This is a genomic window from Sphingopyxis sp. USTB-05, from assembly GCF_023822045.1.
Lineage (GTDB): Bacteria > Pseudomonadota > Alphaproteobacteria > Sphingomonadales > Sphingomonadaceae > Sphingopyxis.
This window is the reverse complement of sequence record NZ_CP084712.1, coordinates 2,423,464-2,440,658: the sequence shown is the minus strand read 5'-3', so window position 1 is coordinate 2,440,658 and position 17,195 is coordinate 2,423,464. Positions and strand designations below refer to the sequence as shown.

At 63.0% G+C, this 17,195-nt stretch carries 18 protein-coding genes and 1 pseudogene; 6 read left to right on the top strand and 13 right to left on the bottom strand.

The genetic code is table 11. The features are described 5' to 3' along the window. Nucleotides 1–116: 116 nt before the first annotated feature. The gene (locus KEC45_RS11285; RefSeq protein WP_252171023.1) at nucleotides 117–1,946 is read left to right on the top strand and encodes a hypothetical protein; all 1,830 of its coding nucleotides are present in this window, start codon (nucleotides 117–119) and stop codon (nucleotides 1,944–1,946) included. 211 nt (nucleotides 1,947–2,157) lie between these two features. Next, the gene (locus KEC45_RS11280) at nucleotides 2,158–2,517 is read left to right on the top strand and encodes an antibiotic biosynthesis monooxygenase (RefSeq protein WP_252171022.1); all 360 of its coding nucleotides are present in this window, start codon (nucleotides 2,158–2,160) and stop codon (nucleotides 2,515–2,517) included. A gap of 166 nt (nucleotides 2,518–2,683) precedes the next feature. Here the strand turns inward: KEC45_RS11280 and KEC45_RS11275 are convergent, their stop codons facing one another. The 5 genes from KEC45_RS11275 to KEC45_RS11255 are packed head-to-tail and all read right to left on the bottom strand — an operon-like array spanning nucleotide 2,684 to nucleotide 6,684. After that, on the bottom strand, nucleotides 2,684–3,526 hold the full coding sequence (locus tag KEC45_RS11275; protein WP_252171021.1) for a hypothetical protein: 843 nt from the start codon (nucleotides 3,524–3,526) through the stop codon (nucleotides 2,684–2,686). Nucleotides 3,527–3,563: 37 nt separating this feature from the next. Continuing rightward, nucleotides 3,564–4,589: a hypothetical protein gene (locus KEC45_RS11270; protein ID WP_252171020.1), complete on the bottom strand. Its 1,026-nt coding sequence runs from the start codon at nucleotides 4,587–4,589 to the stop codon at nucleotides 3,564–3,566. Between the two features lie 32 nt (nucleotides 4,590–4,621). After that, a complete protein-coding gene (locus tag KEC45_RS11265) occupies nucleotides 4,622–5,647 on the bottom strand; it encodes a hypothetical protein (protein ID WP_252171019.1) in 1,026 nt (341 codons plus the stop codon). Further along, nucleotides 5,637–6,344 carry a hypothetical protein gene (locus KEC45_RS11260; protein WP_252171018.1) on the bottom strand — a complete coding sequence of 236 codons (708 nt, stop codon included), beginning with the start codon at nucleotides 6,342–6,344 and terminating at the stop codon, nucleotides 5,637–5,639. The genes KEC45_RS11265 and KEC45_RS11260 overlap by 11 nt, the downstream gene beginning before the upstream one ends. A gap of 10 nt (nucleotides 6,345–6,354) precedes the next feature. Continuing rightward, nucleotides 6,355–6,684 carry a hypothetical protein gene (locus KEC45_RS11255; protein WP_252171017.1) on the bottom strand — a complete coding sequence of 110 codons (330 nt, stop codon included), beginning with the start codon at nucleotides 6,682–6,684 and terminating at the stop codon, nucleotides 6,355–6,357. 108 nt (nucleotides 6,685–6,792) lie between these two features. Here KEC45_RS11255 and KEC45_RS11250 point away from each other — a divergent pair, with 108 nt between their 5' ends. After that, nucleotides 6,793–9,513 carry a winged helix-turn-helix domain-containing protein gene (locus KEC45_RS11250; protein ID WP_252171016.1) on the top strand — a complete coding sequence of 907 codons (2,721 nt, stop codon included), beginning with the start codon at nucleotides 6,793–6,795 and terminating at the stop codon, nucleotides 9,511–9,513. 214 nt (nucleotides 9,514–9,727) lie between these two features. Here the strand turns inward: KEC45_RS11250 and KEC45_RS11245 are convergent, their stop codons facing one another. Then, entirely contained in the window at nucleotides 9,728–10,699 is a 972-nt protein-coding gene (locus tag KEC45_RS11245) for a beta-1,6-N-acetylglucosaminyltransferase (RefSeq protein WP_252171015.1), read from the bottom strand. A gap of 412 nt (nucleotides 10,700–11,111) precedes the next feature. Here KEC45_RS11245 and KEC45_RS11240 point away from each other — a divergent pair, with 412 nt between their 5' ends. Next, the gene (locus KEC45_RS11240; protein WP_252171014.1) at nucleotides 11,112–11,492 is read left to right on the top strand and encodes a response regulator; all 381 of its coding nucleotides are present in this window, start codon (nucleotides 11,112–11,114) and stop codon (nucleotides 11,490–11,492) included. A 75-nt stretch (nucleotides 11,493–11,567) separates the two neighbouring features. Here the strand turns inward: KEC45_RS11240 and KEC45_RS21880 are convergent, their stop codons facing one another. From KEC45_RS21880 to KEC45_RS11230, 3 genes are all read right to left on the bottom strand, one after another. Beyond that, the gene (locus KEC45_RS21880) at nucleotides 11,568–11,702 is read right to left on the bottom strand and encodes a hypothetical protein (protein WP_302851568.1); all 135 of its coding nucleotides are present in this window, start codon (nucleotides 11,700–11,702) and stop codon (nucleotides 11,568–11,570) included. 116 nt (nucleotides 11,703–11,818) lie between these two features. Then, nucleotides 11,819–12,034 carry a hypothetical protein gene (locus KEC45_RS11235; protein ID WP_368389943.1) on the bottom strand — a complete coding sequence of 72 codons (216 nt, stop codon included), beginning with the start codon at nucleotides 12,032–12,034 and terminating at the stop codon, nucleotides 11,819–11,821. A gap of 8 nt (nucleotides 12,035–12,042) precedes the next feature. Continuing rightward, nucleotides 12,043–12,351 carry an antitoxin Xre/MbcA/ParS toxin-binding domain-containing protein gene (locus KEC45_RS11230; RefSeq protein ID WP_252171012.1) on the bottom strand — a complete coding sequence of 103 codons (309 nt, stop codon included), beginning with the start codon at nucleotides 12,349–12,351 and terminating at the stop codon, nucleotides 12,043–12,045. Between the two features lie 609 nt (nucleotides 12,352–12,960). On the opposite strand from KEC45_RS11230, the gene KEC45_RS11225 reads away from it, so the two are divergent. Beyond that, nucleotides 12,961–13,122: a DUF1993 family protein gene (locus KEC45_RS11225; protein ID WP_368389972.1), complete on the top strand. Its 162-nt coding sequence runs from the start codon at nucleotides 12,961–12,963 to the stop codon at nucleotides 13,120–13,122. Between the two features lie 35 nt (nucleotides 13,123–13,157). Here KEC45_RS11225 and KEC45_RS11220 read toward each other — a convergent pair whose 3' ends face one another. The 4 genes and pseudogenes from KEC45_RS11220 to groEL all read right to left on the bottom strand — a co-directional run. Beyond that, a complete protein-coding gene (locus KEC45_RS11220) occupies nucleotides 13,158–13,505 on the bottom strand; it encodes a response regulator (protein WP_252171011.1) in 348 nt (115 codons plus the stop codon). A gap of 76 nt (nucleotides 13,506–13,581) precedes the next feature. Next, nucleotides 13,582–14,823, bottom strand: coding sequence for a tryptophan synthase subunit beta (trpB, locus tag KEC45_RS11215; RefSeq protein WP_252171010.1), 1,242 nt, complete (start codon nucleotides 14,821–14,823; stop codon nucleotides 13,582–13,584). Nucleotides 14,824–14,938: 115 nt separating this feature from the next. Then, complete coding sequence (gene folE / locus KEC45_RS11210; RefSeq protein WP_187140833.1) at nucleotides 14,939–15,538, bottom strand: GTP cyclohydrolase I FolE; 600 nt, start codon at nucleotides 15,536–15,538, stop codon at nucleotides 14,939–14,941. A 282-nt stretch (nucleotides 15,539–15,820) separates the two neighbouring features. Further along, nucleotides 15,821–15,985: pseudogene (gene groEL / locus KEC45_RS11205) on the bottom strand (chaperonin GroEL); the annotation flags it as partial. Nucleotides 15,986–16,098: 113 nt separating this feature from the next. Here groEL and hemH point away from each other — a divergent pair. Continuing rightward, complete coding sequence (gene hemH / locus KEC45_RS11200) at nucleotides 16,099–17,157, top strand: ferrochelatase (RefSeq protein WP_252171009.1); 1,059 nt, start codon at nucleotides 16,099–16,101, stop codon at nucleotides 17,155–17,157. Nucleotides 17,158–17,195 lie beyond the last annotated feature (38 nt).

Here is a 17,195-nt window from a genome sequence, read left to right as displayed (position 1 = left end):
CTCATAGTAAAGCGCTTGATGCGTAACCAATCACTTCTGAAGACAGTTCGCTCGGGGAGACGTCCATGCCACCATTGCCGATCGGTCCTTATGATGCCCAGGCGCGGCGGGTAGACGTGTTGCTGCGGGCGCGCTTCCCAAACCTCCTGACGCGCATTTTCGAATGCGCGCCCCGAAGATATCAAATCGTCTTCGACAGCGAGCTGCAAGACGCGGCGGCAATTTCGCACGAGTTCGACCAAAAGATCCGCTTTGCCACCCTGCATGCGTCGCTATCGAATGTCGTGCCCCCGACTTTCCTGCGCGAGCTCGACCCGATCGACGATGCTGTTGTAGCGGGATCGATGGCCGGGCTGCCGTTCCGCCGCTTCGACGTCTTCAATATCCTTTCGGCCCGGTTTCCTGACCTTGCGATCGTCGACGTCGAGAGCGACTTCGACAATGGGCAATGCGCCGTCTTCGTTGAGCGCGAAATATCGGACGCGGACAAAGCGGGCCTGATCTCGTTCGCCGATAGTCTCGGATCGCCGCTGCCATTCGATATCCGCGTCGCCAGCGGACCGGTGATGGCCCCCACACTCCCGGGTGAGGACCCGATGTTCGTCATTGCATCTCGACATCGGCCGCATGCTCCGTCGTTTGTGCGGCAGGACGAGGCTTTTTGGTTCGATAATCTCGACGCGGTCGCGCAAGGCGTATTCGGGCGCGACGATTTTCCGGGAATGCGCGATCAAGCCAGTCGCTGCTATGTTGATGCCACGAGCGGATCGCACATCAACCTGCGGCAGCTCCTGATGCTGTACGACGTTGTGTTCCTTTCACCGCCACTCGCGCACGAGCAACAGCCCTTCCTCGACGATCAGGCGCTGACCCGTGACGACCTGCTCGACATGGTCGGAGCGGGGCGGCTGAGGCTGGTCATGAATCAGCCCGAGGAGCGGATCGACCTCAACCTGCTGGCTGCTGCAAACGAGCGATCCGAGCAGGCGATTATAGGCCGCAGAATGAGCGCGGCGATGCTTTTGGCGAGTGTCGTCGATACGGCCAAGGACTATCGGCTCGCCGACCAAAGCTTCTTCGCGCCCATAAAAGCACTGGCAACTGCGCTTGCACCCTTGCTGACGCTCGAACCCGCCGACACGCTGCAGTCGCTGCTGTGGCCTCTCGCCGCCCGGCGCGAGGGACTGCTGCGGCTGCTGGACCGCGGTTCGAAGGGCGCGCCGGCGATGACGGTTGCCTCGACGCTGGCGTCGCGTCTGCAAGCGCTCCACTCGGTCGATTTGAGCCTCGAGACTTCCGTTCTCAGTGAGCGGGTCCATATCGCGCATGCCCTCGGCGCCACAGTAATGCCGGCGACTGACGAGCCTGAAGGCTATCAAACTCTGATGGCGGGGATCGGCGAAGAGCTGAACTTCTATGCCGGCTTCAACCGGAGAATCGCGGCGAGCTGGGCCGATAACCAAGAAAGGCGGGCTCGCGGCGCGACGATTGTGCCGCCAATCGCGATGTTCGAGTTCGACATCACGATACCGATCGCCGAACTCTTGGCCGACACGGCCTTGGGCTCGACGCGCGGGGCCGGGCGGGCGCTGGTCACCCGGCTCGCCGACCTTCCGGACGAACTTCGCGATCAGGAGATCGAGAGGCTCAAGGCAAGGCTGCGCGGTAAGGGGCGATGGCACCCGAAAAAGCTCATCTCGTTCGACAATGCCGACACCGGTCTTGCGATCGCAAGCCTGTTCGGATCCTTCGTCTATCCGCCCCTCGCTGGCATCGGCAATATGGTCGCGCCGCTCATCGAGTCTTTGCGCCGCCAGCCCGGGATCGATCAGGCGCTGGTGCGGCTCAGGGAAGACACGCAGGCGATTTTCGGAGGCAATCAAGACATCGCCTTCCTCTCCCGGATCGACCGCGTCGCCTCGTTCAAGACCACCCGCGCATCATAGCCGCCCTCGGCTGCGCGAAGGAAAGGCAGGCTAGATGGTCCTCGCGGGGGTCGCGACGGCCGCTTTTGAAGATCGATTCCCTAGAAGCGGAACGTCTTCAAGCGGCCAAGTCCAGCGGTAAAAAGTCGACAAATGAAGCAATCTCGGCGAAACTTCTCTTGTGAGGTGGAAAGCGGGAGTTGCCTCTGCGTCCAGCGACCCTACTTCTCGTATGTTAGATACGCTTTTTCGCCCAGGTTGGAACGCCGTGATTGTATTCATAAATGTCTTCCAGGTCGATCCGTCCAATCAACAGCGATTGGTCGATATATTGACCAAGGTGACGGGCGAGATCGTCAGCAAAGCGCCTGGGTTCATTTCGTCGACTCTTCATCGCAGCACAGACGGCAGCAAGGTCACGATGTACGCTAAATGGGCCAACCTCGCTGACTACGAGGCCATGCGCCACGACCCAGCGCCACGCCCATATCTCGAAGAAGCCCTGTCATTCGCTACATTTGATCCCGGCATGTATGAGGTGGTTGGCGAGTTCGGCCCAAAAACGACGGATGGAAAATCCCCTCCGCTTTGAAGGTCCGCTAATGGTCGCTTTAGGGCGCCCGCAAGGGATCCTGATGAATGTCGGCTATCTTGGATCCACGCCCGAAAGCCCGCCCGACCGGAATCGGCCATCCCGCGACCGAACAGGGTAATGACATTCTCCCATTTCACTGCCCAGAAAGCCGCGTCACGTTTGTTCAAAAATCTGGCCGGTTACGAGTTGAGCGCGCGCTTTCCGCCTCGCCGCGCTTCTCGCGGAGAAGCTGGTTCGTGCGGAACTGCGCGTCGTGACCCGCCTGAAAATCCGCCATCCGTACGGAGAGTGAATGGACCAGCCCTTGGGCGTGACCGATCTCGGCCCGCACGACGCGGGCGCAATTGCCCTGTCGTGCCAGCAGGAATGGCCGGGGATTGACGGGAGCGGCGTTCCAGCTGGCGCGCACGGTGTTGCCGGTCTCGACCATTGCTTGACTGATCGCGAGGTAACAGGTCTGGCGCGACGCTTTGGTCCATGGCACCGGCCGTCCCTGCGCGTCCCAAACCCAGTAGATCTGCCCGACAGGCAGGTTGCGGCTGATCTCGCCGCCGCCTGCGGCGAACATGCGCGCTGGCTCGCCAAAACGCTGACGAAGCTCAGCCAGCACATCGTTCAGCAACGGGGCTGCCGGGCTTGGTGTGTACCGGTCGCCGAACGTCTGATCCGACCCGGCAGACCAGATGCGCGGCGCATTGGGCGGTGCGGTGAAGGCAAAGCTGAATGACTCCATGCGATCAGCCAGCCGCTGGTTCCCCCACATGGTGGAGACGAACTCCGTGCCAGGAAGATTCTCGATGGTGACACGGTAGCGGCATATGCGGCCCGTCCGGCAATCGCCGTCGAGAACCGGGCCGGTGATACCGCGCTGAACGGCCATCCGCTCGATGTCGGCGGCAGTCGCGCCGAGAGGAACGCCAAAGACGGCAAGGGATGGCCCCGCAGGGCTTTGCGCGAGGACCGGCAGGGCAAGGGTCGCAACACCCAAAAGGGCGATACGCGTCACGGGCAATGCAAATGACATAGCTGTCCGCCCCCTTGACCTACCGCGCCCGCGCCGAGGCGCGCACTTCGGCGGCCGGGCACCATCGCATCGTCTCGGCACCGGTATTGGGATCGCCAACCGTGATCTTGTCCGCTGACTGCACCTGCAGGGTTTCACCTGTCATGGGGTCGATGACCCATGCGGTGCCGCGGCGCCGTGCGCTCGCAACTGGCTCCATGCGGTTCGCGGCGAAGGGGGACAGGTCGATCCAGCCTGCGCGCCGACCGTCATAATAGAAGATCATCTCGGTCGCCGTGCCGCAGGCCGCACGAACCGGCACATAGTGGCCGGGACGGATGTTGAAGGGCGCAAGCGGCGCGGGGACGGGAGCTGGCGCAACCGGGGTTTGGCCACCCGTGTTGCCGACGGCACCTGACCCGTCCGCCAGTTGCGGCCTCTTGGCGCGGATCGTTGCCTGCATCTGCGGTGAAAGCTGCGCGAAGCCGCATTTCTGATATGCCTCGTCAGAAACCATATCTCCTTTGGGTCCGCTACTAACCGCAATGCTCCGGAGCCGGCCAGTTGCTTCGGCTTTTATCCCGAGAACATCCTCATCGTCCCCCCCTGCATGCTCGGCGGTCCAGACGAGGGTGTATCCCCGATAATAGTCGTAATAATCGCTTCCCCGTGTTGGTGGGCCCACGCGAGCGATACGATTGATCTCGAAATATGCCGCGTCATTCCAGCCCGGCTCGGCCGGGGAGACATATCCGTAATTCGTTCCGTCATAGAAGAAGGCTCTTCTGGCGCGAGCGCAGCTTCCCCGTTCGACATCGCCGTAGATGCCCCGCTCGATGGGCAACGCCGCCGTAGCTGGTGCGGCTTGCGGCGTTGCCTTGGGCTGCGCGGACGCGCTTGCGATCATGGCACTATCCGGTGCGGCTTTGGACGCAGCGGTGGATTCCGAGCCGCAGGCCGTCAAGGCGAAGATCGCGAGCCCAAGGGCGCCGCCGCGCGCCGCACTGCATATGGTGGACATATTCCGCACTCCTTCTTTAGCTGCTGGCGCCATTGCGTCAGCCATTGAATGAAACTCCATCGATCGCGTGCGGTCGATCACCTCAGACCGAGTTCCCCCTGGACATATAGCAGCACGGGGGGAGGAATTTGCGCCGTTGGGCAATGAGTCCAGCGGGTCCCATATTGCTCGGTCAGGCTGGTCCGGCTGTTCACCGTGAAGATGCGGTCATTGAGAATGACTTCGGCGGCTTCCACTTCGCGGAAACGGATGCGGTAGCGGTTGCCGCCCAGCGCTTCGATGTGCGTCCCATCCCAATAGGCAAAAAACTGTTGCTCGATAGCGTCGGCGCAGCTGCCGTCCCCGGCGGCGAAGGCGTAAAATCCCTTTTCGACGGGCAGGGAGGTGGCTGCGGCCTGCGGTTGTCGTGCAACGGCAGCGTGCGCGCATCCCTCCCTGTCAACGAGCTGGCCGTGATCGTTGCGCCGTTCCACGGCGTCGATATCGGTGCCCGTCCAGCCCCATGAGACCTTCGTGACGGTGCCGCAGCGGCCGTTGAAGCCGGCCGGCAGGTCGAGCAGGTCGCGGTCGTCGCGACGCGCGATCATGGCGGGCGCAATCCAGCCCAGGAAGCCTTCGAACACGCGATAGCCGCTGGCCGAGGAAACGATAAAATCGACGGGCGGCCCTTGATCGCCATAGGCCGGGCTGCTGGTCACGCAGCCGTGTCCCGGCGTGGTGACGACGAAATCGGGGCTGCCGTCAGCATTGAAATCGGCGGACACGAAGCCGCCTTTGCTGCCTGCAAAATGCTGCTCCACAAGATCGGCCGCCTCTGCGCGCCCGGCCAGCGGCGCAAAACGTACGGCGGCGAACCGCTCGCCTTGATCGCGGCACTGGCCGCGCGCGAAGCTTTCCCATGCGCTTAGGGCAGCGGGCGGCAAGGCAGTCGGTGCTGCTGCTGGTGTGGCAGCCGCAACGCTGGTGGCCGCATTGGTGGGCGTATTTGTCTGCGCGTCGTTCGCCGCGGCGGTGGATTGCGATCCGCAGGCCGCCAGGCATGCGGAGACCATGACCAGGGCGATGGGACGGCAAGCGCCTTTGCTGATTCTATCATGTCGCACGGGTCTGATCCTTCTCTTTTTGCAGCGTCGATTGGGCGACGTTTTCGACTTCAAGGCGCACCTGTCGGTAGAGGGTCAGCCAGCGAAACACCTCCCACGCCACCACGCCGCCGCCGATCAGGTACGCGGCGGGCATGATCCCTCCGGTAGCCCTGCCAGACAGCGAGAGTGCGATGATCGCGAGGATAAGAAGAGCGGCGCCCACTCCAACAGCGTAGAACTTGATGCGATTGCTCAGAATCCAGTTCACCCGCGCGGGAAAAAGCTGATGGTTACCTGTGGTGTGATTGACCAGCGCCATCGGATGGCCCCGCCCCGTGCTTTTGGGTCCGGCGCACACGACGGACACGCGGTGACCTTCGCGAACGCCGAAATTGAGGTCCGGAAACTCGACGTCGAACTCGTCGCCATCGTCCTGGCGCGCAAACAGGCGCTGATGGTGCGTCGAAGAGGAGGAGACCGATGTCCGCGTCGTCGGCGCTGATATAAACCCGCTCCCCTGATGCAGATAGCCACCGCCGCCCGTCGTCGTGGTTTCAGATGACAGGTGAGTGGAGGTACGGCCTTGCTGGCCGACCACCGTTCCGGTCATCGTGAAGATATTCAGTTCCGCCTGGCTGCGGATTTTCCCTACGCTCGCCATGTCGGCCCGCTCTCCAAAAACTGCGGCATTTCCGAAAGGGATCTTCGCCGCCAAAATCGATCCTTCAACCCTGCGGACAGAAGACGCCCTCCCGATGATTGAAGAAGCAGCCGGTGCCCTGGTTGAGCCGAAAATCCATCGAGCCGATGTCGGGATGGCTCATCTCGAAAGAGAGAATGCGGCCCCCGGAATCCCGTACCGCGGTATAGGACCATTCGAGGTCCCCCCGATTGCCGAGATATTTCACATGGTCGTCGGACATGAACTGGAGCCGCCACTCCGGCTTTTCGGTGTGAACATAGATTGCTTGCTGGCCGCCGCACGCGCCGAGCGCGACAATCGGGCCGAGCAGCGCGAGCGCGGAGATCGCCGCAGGTCCTGTCGTCCCGGTCATTTGCCTTCCCCTGACTGCTTCGATTGCGACGAGCCTAGAAAGACCGGCGCATCAAAGTCTTGATGGCATTCTCAAGAATTTCTAAAACCGCGTTCGAGGGGAAAAGGCATGGCTGGCAGCAGTTCGTCGCGGCGGCGTAGACGCCTTTGGACATTCGCGGGTGCCGAGTTCGACGAGGCGAGCTGGGCGCTGCGCGTCGATGGACATGTCGTCGCGCTCGAAGGCAAGCCGCTCGAGGTGCTTCACGAGCTGTTGCTGCGCGCGGGCGAGGTCGTCACAAAGGACGAAATCCTCGATGCGGTCTGGCCCGGCCTCAATGTGGTCGAAGGGTCACTGCCGACCGCCATCTCCAAGCTGCGCAAGGCGCTCGGCGGACGGCAGGATAACATCATCGAGACCGTGCCGCGCGTCGGCTACCGACTAACCTGCACCGTCAAGATCGCAAGCGTCAAATCCCCACTCGCGCCGCGCTTCACCTTCGCGGTCGGCGACGCGGTGCCGGGGCGCAGGCAATGGCGGTTGGCCGAGCCGCTCGGCGATACGGGCGCAGAGGATGTCTGGCTTGCCAGTCACGAGAAGACAGGCGAACGCCGTGTGTTCAAGTTTGCCGACGCACCCGACCGGCTGCGCGCGCTCAAGCGCGAGGCAGCTCTGTCACGCGTCGTCTTCGCCGGCCTTGGCGCCGCCGCCCCGCTGCCGGCGCTGCTGGAATGGAATTTCGATGCCTCTCCCTACTTTATTGAATACGCATATGGTGGTCACGACCTGACTGTCTGGGCGGATGAAGCGGGCGGGCTGGCGGCGATACCGCTGCAGAGGCGGCTGGCGGTCGCGGCGGACATTTGCCGCGCGGTCGCCGAGGTGCATGGTCTCGGCGTGCTCCACAAGGATCTGAAGCCCGCAAATATACTCCTTGCCGAGGGTGGGAACGGCCAATCCGTCAGGCTGGCCGACTTCGGCAGCGGGCGCCTGCTCGATGACACGGTGCTCGACAGCTTTCATATCACCGATCCCGGCTCACTCGACACCGACCTTGGCAAGGACGAGCCGCGTTCGGGCACGCTTGCTTATCGCGCTCCCGAGTTGACGGGCGATGCCATGCCGACCGTCAAAAGCGACATCTACGCGCTTGGTCTCATCCTCTATCAGCTCGCCGTGGGCGACTTCACGGCGACTCTGGGGCCCGGCTGGGAGCATCGCATTCCCGATCCGCTGTTGCGCGACGACATTCGCCATGCCGCCGAGGTCGCGCCTGAGCGCAGACTAGGCAGCGCCGCCGATCTGGCTCACCGCCTGCACCATCTCGATGAACGCCGGCAGGCCGCTGCAAGCGCCGCCGAGCGTGCCGCATTTGTTGCGGAGCAGCAGCGGCTGGAAGAGCGCCGGCGCATGCGCCGTCCGTGGATGCGCGCCGCGGCCGCCAGCCTCGTGCTCGGCCTGATCGCCAGCTCGGCCTTTGCCGTTTATGCATGGACGCAGCGAAATCGGGCAGTCGCGGCGCAGCAATTGGCCGACACCGGATACAGCTTCATCGCCGAAGACGTGCTGGCCAGCCCCGACCCAGCGCGCTCGGCCGCTGATGAGACGGTGATCGACGCGATCAAGCGTGCGAGCGGGAACATCGATCGGCGCTTTGCCGGTTCCCCGGCGGTCGCCGCGCGTTTGCACCTTGCCGTCGCGCGGGCGTTTCACGCGCGGTCGGATTTCGACACCGCACGCGCCGAATATGGTCGCGCCGAACAGCTGTTTGCCCGGGCGAACGAGGCGGACAGCGACGATGCCGTGATCGGGCGGCTGGGACGCATTCATATGGAATCGACCTCGGGTCAGCCCGAACGCCTCGAAGCGGCCGGGCGGCTGCTCGAGGCGGAGCGGCGGCGCATTGGGCCGCGCGGCGAGAAGGGAAGGGTCGGCTTTGCCCTGGCGCAGGCTGAAGGCGCGTACGGCTATATGGCGGATATCGAACTCGCCGAGCGCGCCTTTCGCCGCGCCGTCACCATCGGCGAAGCAATTGGGTCGGATGTACCGCCCACGCAGCTTCTCAAGGCGAAGTCGTCGCTGGTTCTTGTCCTGATGCGGCTTGGCCGGGCCAAGGATGCCGAACCCGCCGCGCGGGCCATTGTCGCGCAATCCCGGCGCGTGCGCGGAGACGATCATCCCGACACACTGGTTACCCGTCAGCACTGGGTCAACAGTCTTTCCATGGCGGGCAGGGATGAAGAAGCGCTGCGTGCGAGTGGGCCTTTGCTTGCGGCAATGCGCGCGCGGTTCGGCGACAATCATCGTTTTACCCTTGCGCTTCATTCCACCCGCTTTGAGAGCTTTGCCGCGCTCGGTCGCTATGACGATGCAGCTGGTGAAGCTGAACGTGTCTGGCAAGGCGCTGCGGCGCAGGCTGGCCCCCAATCGCATCAGGCGCTCGTTGGGCAGAATGACTATGCCGTTGCCCTGTGTCAGACCGCCCGGCGTGCTCGCGGCGTCGCTGTCGCGCAAGACGCACTGTCGTCAGCGCAACGCGCTTTCGGCGCGGACTATCCGCTGGCGCACGTCATCAGCTTCTACACGGCGGAATGTCTCATCGCCAATCGCCGCTATGCCGAAGCGGGCGCGCTGCTGGACGGCCTCGACAGGCAGAAGGCCGCTGATCTCACCGGACGACCGGAGTTCGGTGCGGGAGTCGATCTCGCCTTGGCTGAAATCGCGTTGGCGCGTGGCGATCGTCCGGAGGCGATACGCGCGTTTACAGCTGCCGATAAAACGCTTCGTACCACAAAAGATGCGACGACTCGCAACCGCCTGGCGGTACTGCGGCGGGCGTTGGTTATTTGATGGGGGACTTAAACGTCAGGGTGGCCCGGCCGAGAAGTACGAGACCTTCGCTTGGCCGCCAATGGCGGCCTCTCTGACTTTCCGCACAATAGAAGACCGGCAGCAATCGGCCATTTGCCGAAAGAGAACCGCCCGCCCGATCGACATCGGACGGGCGTAAGATGAAGAGCCGGGTTAATTGAAGGGAAGAGCGCTCCAGAGTCGCATGGCGCGGCTATCGCCTTAGTCGGGCCGCTTTCCGTCCTGCAGGCGAGGGCGTGTGCGGCTCGGCCGCGTTGTCGGTCATGCATGCGTCTTCGCCCACGGACCGGGGTGGAGGTGGCGCCGCTCGATCACTCGCGTAGATGTTCGCTGCAGGGGTTTCCAGATGGGCTTCCAGCAGGTCGAAGATCGCTGGATCTTCTTCCGCATCGAACTTGCGGGCGAAAAGGTCGGGACTCAGCGTCAGCCGCAACGCGTCTGCCGTGACGAAGGTGCGGGGCCGCAATTTGATGTCGCCGTCGGGAACCCAGTCGATCGTGCGCAAATCGTCGTTCACGACCTCGCCAAGCCCGCGGCTGTTCATCAGCAGCGTCTGGAAAAAGGCTTCATCCGGGATGAAACTTCGCCGGTAGAATATCTTGAATCGCTCGGCGCTCGGATGATGGACCGCGAAATGGCAGAAGCTGCGCGTCACGGCCTTCCACTGGGTGCCGATATAGGGCGTCGCGTCTTTCAGGAAAGCGCGGGGGAGGTGTGTCCGAAACATGCGTCCTATCGCTTCGACGAATATATGGCTGACGCGGTTCATCGTATCGGGCCGCATTGTCCGCTGGTCGAGAGCGCGGATGAACTGGCGGCGGGGATGGGCGCGCAGGAAGGATCGGATATAGGCTTGGGACTTCAGCGGAAAATCCTGCCCGCTGAGGTTGATGTAGTGCGTCCAGTCTCGGTTCATTTTCAGCAGCCGCTTCATTCCGCGCAGCTCCGCGTCGACGAGGCTGTAGCCACCCCAAAGCGCTTGCTTCGATTCGATCAGTTCGACACCTTCATAGGTCTTCAGGAAAGCAGCGATGTCTGCAGCAAAAACGGGTCCTGAGCCTTTGTCGACATGGATCACATAGCTGTTTCCGGGGGCGTAGATCGCCCGAAACATCCGTTTGAACTGTTCGGGAAAGCGGTGAAGGAGAATGAAATAGCCGATCATGAGAGTATGCCTTTCGGATCGCCGATCCGGGCTGTCAGCTCACCGGAATCGCGATCCATTTCCTGTCCCGGAAAACCCAACCAAAGTCATTTTGATCGATAGGAGACAATGCCCGACAGGTGGCCGGCCGCGTTGCGCCGCGGCGTGGTCCAATGGCACAGGATTGATATGGGGATCGCGGGCGCCAATGTAAGTGGCCGGGGCACTAACATGCGCTTTTGCTACCTGCCTGTATGGAAATCGAACCGTTCGCGATCTGTCGGTGATCGTCAGCACCCCGACCTATTAGCCCTGCCGTCCTATCGCCTCGGAACTTGTGTCACCCGGCTTCGTTGCCTCGTCACCGTCGTCACGCATGGGCAAGCGATGGCTGAGAGACATGTTGCGCTCCCGCTCGAAGGAGGCGCGCGCGATGTTCAATTCCCGGAGAATTTTGATTGTAGAAGACGAGCCGTTCGTCGTGATCGAACTCGTTGAGGCGGTCGAGCGATCAGGAGGCGCGGTCGTCGGCCCCGTTCCAACAGTTGCCGAAGCGCTGGCGCTGCTCGATCAGCATAAGATCGACGCGGCCATCCTCGACGTCCAGTTGCTCGACGGCGAAATCTCGCCCGTTGCTCTCCGGCTCATCGAGCAGGGCACACCGCTCGTATTTCAGACCGGAACGGGTCTTCCGGTCGTGCTCGTCGAACTCGATATTGAGTTGGCCGTCGTCCTGAAGCCCGTCGCTCCGATGATCATACTCGAATTGCTATTAGCCGAGATCATGAGGCAAACCGCCCGGCAGGTCGGTTAGCGAGGTACAAGCGCTATCACGGCGTCAGATTTGCATAGCCGCATCGGACGCGCCATGCTCGCGCGGATTTCGTGGTCAGCCATTATCTTTCAGCTTGGCGGTCAACTTCACGGGGGAAGCCTCCTTGGCTGCGAGCGCGGTCGTCGGTTTGCCCTTGGCGGCTTTGGGCTTGCGGATCTCGCGATTGCTGCGCTTTTGCGATTTGGCCATGATGGTTTCTCTCTTTTTGCGGTTGCTGGATGGGAAGACGTGAGGCGGCAGGTCGCGCTGGGAAATGCTTTCAGGCGCCGGCTAGTGGCTTCTGCGCGAAGGAGTGCGCGGACGCGTCAATTTTCGTTCGCGGACGGACGATAGAAGCGGTGGCGCACGACGCTGCCTTCGATCAGGTGGCCGCGAAGCCGCAGTCGCATCTCCTCGGCGCCCGCACTCGATGTGCAGACGAGGCGCGTGCCGCCGGACTGAAGCGGCTCGATCGCGCTGATGCTGACGCCCTGCGCCAGGCAGAGGCGCCTGACCTCATCTTCGGGCAGGGACAGGTTCATGGCCCGGCTCATTCGGACCGCCGCGTGCTTTTCCACGCCCGTATAGCGGCCGCCACATGCTCATAACCTTCGGCACTGGCGGTCGCCAGCGCGATCGGGCGGCCTCCCAGTTCCTCATTCTCGGCGTTTAGAAACGCGACCGCTGCGTCGCGGCCACCCATGACTAAGTAAGCGAGCTGACTGATATCGCCTTGCCGCCGTGCATCCTCAAGTGCGAAGGGCACCCGACTCTTGCGAAAAAAGCTGTTCGACCGCCCTTTGGTCGGCGTCGGCTCGGCCGGGCTTGGAGCCTCGGCGTTCTGTATGCGGGAAGTCATGACGCGGCTCCTTCGTAAGCGGGAGCGCGATGTCTCTCAGCCGCGACGGCCTACAATGTCCGGTGCCGCGATCTTATGAATATGGGGGCAATGCCCGAAGATGTAAGATGCGATCGGTCCGCTGCCCGCTTTTCTTCATCTGTTCCCCGAAGCGGTCTGACTGCAAACGGCCAAGCGGCGCCGCGAGAAGCGCAGTTCGTTCGATGACGGCGAAGGGCCGTCGCGCTCATCCTCCGCTGAAAGGCTCATCTCTCGGGTTGGTGCGCCGATCAGCACTCGGGACATGTTTCCTCGCTCACGAACTGTGAGAAAGACGAGGTAGGGAAGCAGGAAACCCGCGCCTCCGAAAAAGGCGATGAGCGCGAGGAGCAGGGCGATCGCACTGAATCCATTCCGCCAAGCCGTCCAAAGCGCAGAGAGGATGAGAAAGCAGAGAAAATCGAGGTTGAACTGCCCGGGTCATCCCAGCTTCGCCACGTCTCCGAAAAAGATCGGTAACAATCCAAGGCCGTGGCGGGAAATGACTTCAGCGGTGTAGGCGGCCAGCGCCAGCCAAAGGATGATCAAAAAAGTACGAAACGACCCAATGGACGACAATCTGCCACGAGAATGCTAAGGCTGCAATCGCGGCTTTGGGTCCGCGACTGGATCATGCCAAATTTCTACTTTCATGCGACGATGGCTTACGCGCCGCTGCGCAACGCAGGTCTTGCCATAGGCAAGATGGATTTCATGCCGCCCATGGCCCGTCACCAAGTCGCGCCCGAATAACGACCGTCGAGAAGGCTCCGGCCTGTGACCGCGGGCTACCCCATTATAGCAGCGATTGCCCGTTCGAGCTCGGCAATCCTGAAAGGTTTGCGAAGAACTGGCCGGCCATCAAATTCAGCCGCCATGATCGTCGCATCTCCGCTCGTCGCTATGAAAGCCTTCCCGGCAACGCTCAACGCGGAAGCAACCGCCTCGCTCGTTTTGCCATCGGCAAGGTGAACATCCAATATTGCGAGGTCGAAATCTCGCTTCGCGACGAGATCCAGCGCCTCCGCGACGGTCGCTGCGGTTACCACCATCTCGTGTCCAAGCACGTCGAGATACCCCTCAAGCATCATCGCCACCAGCGGATCGTCTTCTACAAGAAACACCCTTATCATCATCCGTCCCTCATAGATCCGAAATCTGTAGCGCCAGTGTCTTCGATCACAACTTCCGTGCCCCTACCGTTCGTCGCGCTCAAAGTTCCACGCCGAGATGCTGGGCCACGGAGAATATGTCCTTGTCCCCGCGTCCGCACATGTTGACGATGATGATACTATCTTTCGGCATCGCCGGCGCGATCCTGACAACCGCGGCGACGGCGTGACTGGGCTCAAGCGCGGGGATGATACCCTCTGTTCTGCATAGAAGCTGGAAGGCCTCGAGCGCTTCGGCGTCGGTCGCGGAGCTATAGTCCACCCGTCCGATCTCCTTGAGCCATGCATGCTCGGGGCCGATGCCGGGATAATCGAGACCTGCGCTGATCGAATGGCCTTCGACGATCTGCCCGTCGTCATCCTGCAGTAGATAGGTCTTGTTGCCGTGAAGAATGCCGGGACGCCCGCCGGCCAGTGACGCGGCATGTTCCTTGTCGAGGCCATGGCCGGCGGCCTCGACGCCGAGCATCTTGACCATCGGGTCGTCGAGGAACGGGTGAAAGAGACCGATCGCATTCGATCCGCCGCCGATCGCGGCGACCAGGAGATCGGGTAGGCGGCCGGCACGGGCCAGCATCTGGGCCCGCGCTTCTCTTCCGATGACGCTCTGGAAATCACGCACAAGCTCCGGATAGGGGTGGGGACCGGCTGCGGTGCCGATGATGTAGAAGGTGTCCTCGACATGGGCGACCCAGTCGCGCAGCGCCTCGTTCATCGCGTCCTTCAGCGTCGCGGCGCCGGCCGTGACCGGCACGACCTCGGCGCCCAGCAGTTTCATGCGGAAGACATTGGGCGCCTGGCGCGCGATATCGGCGGCGCCCATATAGACGACGCAGGGCAGGCCAAAGCGCGCGCAGACGGTTGCAGTAGCCACCCCGTGCTGGCCCGCGCCCGTTTCCGCGATGATGCGCGTCTTGCCCATCCGGATTGCCAGCAGGATCTGACCGACGCAATTGTTGATCTTGTGGGCGCCGGTGTGATTGAGTTCGTCGCGCTTGAACCAGATCTGCGCGCCGCCGAGCGCGGACGTCAAGCGCGGCGCGAAGTAGAGCGGACTGGGGCGGCCGACATAATGTTCGAGCAGGTCGTCGAACTCGGCCTGGAAAGCCGGGTCGCGCTTTGCGGCTCGATATTCGCGCTCCAGATCGAGGATGAGGGGCAGGAGCGTTTCGGGGACGAAGCGGCCCCCGAATTTCCCGAAATGCCCCCGGTCGTCCGGCTGCCTGCGCAAGCTGTTCGGAACATGGCCAAGATCGTCGGAGGGTTGCGACTCCTGAGTCATGTCGGTGCAACCCCGGCAGGAGACCGGCGCGAGGCGGCGGCGTGCAGGATTCCGGCGCGCGCCTCACGCCGGCAGATAAATCCCGCGAGACCGGTCCGGATTCTCGACCGGCGCATCAATAGCCCATCAGTGCCAGCACTTCCTTGCGGCTCCGCTGATCGTCGAGGAAGCAGCCGAGGAGCCGGCTCGTGACCATGCCGACGCCGGGCGTGCGCACGCCGCGCCCGGTCATGCAGCCATGCTGGGCGTCGATCACCACGGCGACGCCGTGCGGACGGAGATTGTCCCAGATGCATCGGGCGACCTCGGCGGTCAGGCGCTCCTGCACCTGCAGCCGGCGTGCATAGCCGTTCAGTACGCGCGCGAGCTTGGAGATGCCGACGACGCGGTCGCGGGGAAGGTATGCGATCGACGCCTTTCCGGTGATCGGCGCCATATGATGCTCGCAATGCGACTGGAACGGGATGTCGCGCAGCAAGACGATCTCGTCATAGCCGCCGACCTCTGCAAAGGTGCGCGACAGGTGCACCGCCGGATCCTCGTCATAACCCTCGCAATAATTCCTCCAGGCACGTGCGACGCGCTGCGGTGTGTCGAGCAGGCCTTCGCGCTGAGGGTCCTCGCCGACCCAGCGGAGCAGCGTCTCGACCGACGCGAGAACCTCGGGGGGTATCGCGCCGTCAACTGTGGGACTGAAAGGGGGCACGTGAAGCATGGTCCTGGCCTCCTGACGGCGAAGGGTTGGCGGTCCGGGAGGGGAGGAGAGGGAGGTGGACCGCCGGATCGGCGCATGCCCGAGCGCAGCATGGCGTCGCAACATGTCCCTTGGGGCAGATCGTCGGTTGGAAGCGCGTTGGGTGCACGGACCTCGGGCGAGGCCCGGAATGCAGAAATGCCCTTCGCTCGCTTGACGAGGCGTGGCGCGGTGCGCGGTGGTTGAGTGAATAGGGCGGTACGGAAATGCGGGGGCGGCGGTGGCCCCGCCGCCCCCGGCCTGTCAGAAGGCCATCGCCGGCATCGGCGCAGCCTTCTCCTCCTTCGGCAGTTCGGCGACGAGCGCCTCGGTGGTGATCAGCAGCGACGCGACCGACGCGGCATCCTGCAGCGCGGTGCGAACGACCTTGGCGGGATCGATCACGCCGGCCTTGACGAGGTCCTGATACTCGCATCCAGTCTGCCCCTTGGTGCAGCTTGGCGGCGCGGGACAAGTCGGAGACATGGGGTCAACATCGCGCGGCACGGTCGCCGCAAGGCGTCCTGTCCGCGGAGATTGCAATGAATGACGACGGGCCTCTGGTAACGGCCAGAATCGGCGACCGTTACGAAGAAGCGGATCCCGCCCGATTGCCAACGGGTCACCCCGCCGTGCCGGTCGACCGCATCGGCGTGCTTCTCGTAAACCTCGGCACGCCCGACGCGCCGACGAGCGGTGCGGTGCGGCGCTATCTCGCGGAATTTCTCTCCGACCGGCGCGTTGTCGAACTGCCCTCGCTGATCTGGCAGCCGATCCTCCGCGGGATCGTCCTTGCCGTTCGGCCGCGGAAATCCGCGCATGCCTACCGCGAAATCTGGACTTCAGAGGGCTCGCCGCTCGCGGCGATCACCCGCCGCCAGGCAAGGGCGCTTCAGGCTTCGCTCGGAGGTGATGCGGTGGTCGCGCATGCGATGCGCTATGGTAGCGGCTCGATCGCGGACGGCATCGACGCGCTTCTTGCGGCAGGATGTCGCCGCATTCTCGTTGCGCCTCTTTATCCTCAATATTGCGCCGCGACGACCGCAAGCGTTGGCGATGCCGTCCAGGCGCATATGGCGCGCCTGCGCTGGCAGCCGGCGCTGCGCATCCTTCCACCCTATTATGATGACGATCGCCATGTCGAGGCACTCGCGTCGTCGCTCGGACGTGCGATCGGTGACCTCGCCTTCGTACCCGACACGATCGTCGCGAGCTTCCACGGCATGCCGGAGCGCACTCTGCATCTTGGCGATCCCTATCACTGCATGTGCCTCAAGACCGCGCGTCGGTTGGGCGAGGTCTTGGGTAAGAGTGTCGTTACGAGCTTTCAGTCGCGCTTCGGCAAGGCCAAATGGCTGACACCGGCAACCGACATCACGCTCAAAACGCTCGGGCGCGAAGGCCGGTCGGTGGCCGTGATCGCGCCGGGGTTCGCCGCGGATTGCCTCGAGACCCTCGAGGAAATCGCTATCCGCGGGCGCGAGCAGTTTCTTGCCGCCGGCGGACGCCATTTCGCTTATGTGCCCTGTCTCAACGACAGCGATGCCGGGATGGATATGCTCACCGCCCTGATAAGAAGCGAACTTTCGGGCTGGCTTTGAGGGCTTTTGATTGTCGGGGCCGCGCTGCGCCAACAAGC

Bases quoted from the DNA above. Each gene is read 5' to 3' on its own strand.
- KEC45_RS11230 (WP_252171012.1), bottom strand. From the start codon at position 12,351: ATGACTTCCCGCATACAGAACGCCGAGGCTCCAAGCCCGGCCGAGCCG.
- folE (WP_187140833.1), bottom strand. From the start codon at position 15,538: ATGCTTCACGTGCCCCCTTTCAGTCCCACAGTTGACGGCGCGATACCC.
- KEC45_RS21880 (WP_302851568.1), bottom strand. From the start codon at position 11,702: ATGGCCAAATCGCAAAAGCGCAGCAATCGCGAGATCCGCAAGCCCAAA.
- KEC45_RS11225 (WP_368389972.1), top strand. From the start codon at position 12,961: ATGCTAAGGCTGCAATCGCGGCTTTGGGTCCGCGACTGGATCATGCCA.
- KEC45_RS11280 (WP_252171022.1), top strand. From the start codon at position 2,158: ATGTTAGATACGCTTTTTCGCCCAGGTTGGAACGCCGTGATTGTATTC.
- KEC45_RS11245 (WP_252171015.1), bottom strand. From the start codon at position 10,699: ATGATCGGCTATTTCATTCTCCTTCACCGCTTTCCCGAACAGTTCAAA.
- KEC45_RS11270 (WP_252171020.1), bottom strand. From the start codon at position 4,589: ATGGCTGACGCAATGGCGCCAGCAGCTAAAGAAGGAGTGCGGAATATG.
- KEC45_RS11255 (WP_252171017.1), bottom strand. From the start codon at position 6,684: ATGACCGGGACGACAGGACCTGCGGCGATCTCCGCGCTCGCGCTGCTC.
- KEC45_RS11220 (WP_252171011.1), bottom strand. From the start codon at position 13,505: ATGATGATAAGGGTGTTTCTTGTAGAAGACGATCCGCTGGTGGCGATG.
- hemH (WP_252171009.1), top strand. From the start codon at position 16,099: ATGAATGACGACGGGCCTCTGGTAACGGCCAGAATCGGCGACCGTTAC.
- trpB (WP_252171010.1), bottom strand. From the start codon at position 14,823: ATGACTCAGGAGTCGCAACCCTCCGACGATCTTGGCCATGTTCCGAAC.
- KEC45_RS11240 (WP_252171014.1), top strand. From the start codon at position 11,112: ATGTTCAATTCCCGGAGAATTTTGATTGTAGAAGACGAGCCGTTCGTC.
- KEC45_RS11250 (WP_252171016.1), top strand. From the start codon at position 6,793: ATGGCTGGCAGCAGTTCGTCGCGGCGGCGTAGACGCCTTTGGACATTC.
- KEC45_RS11235 (WP_368389943.1), bottom strand. From the start codon at position 12,034: ATGAACCTGTCCCTGCCCGAAGATGAGGTCAGGCGCCTCTGCCTGGCG.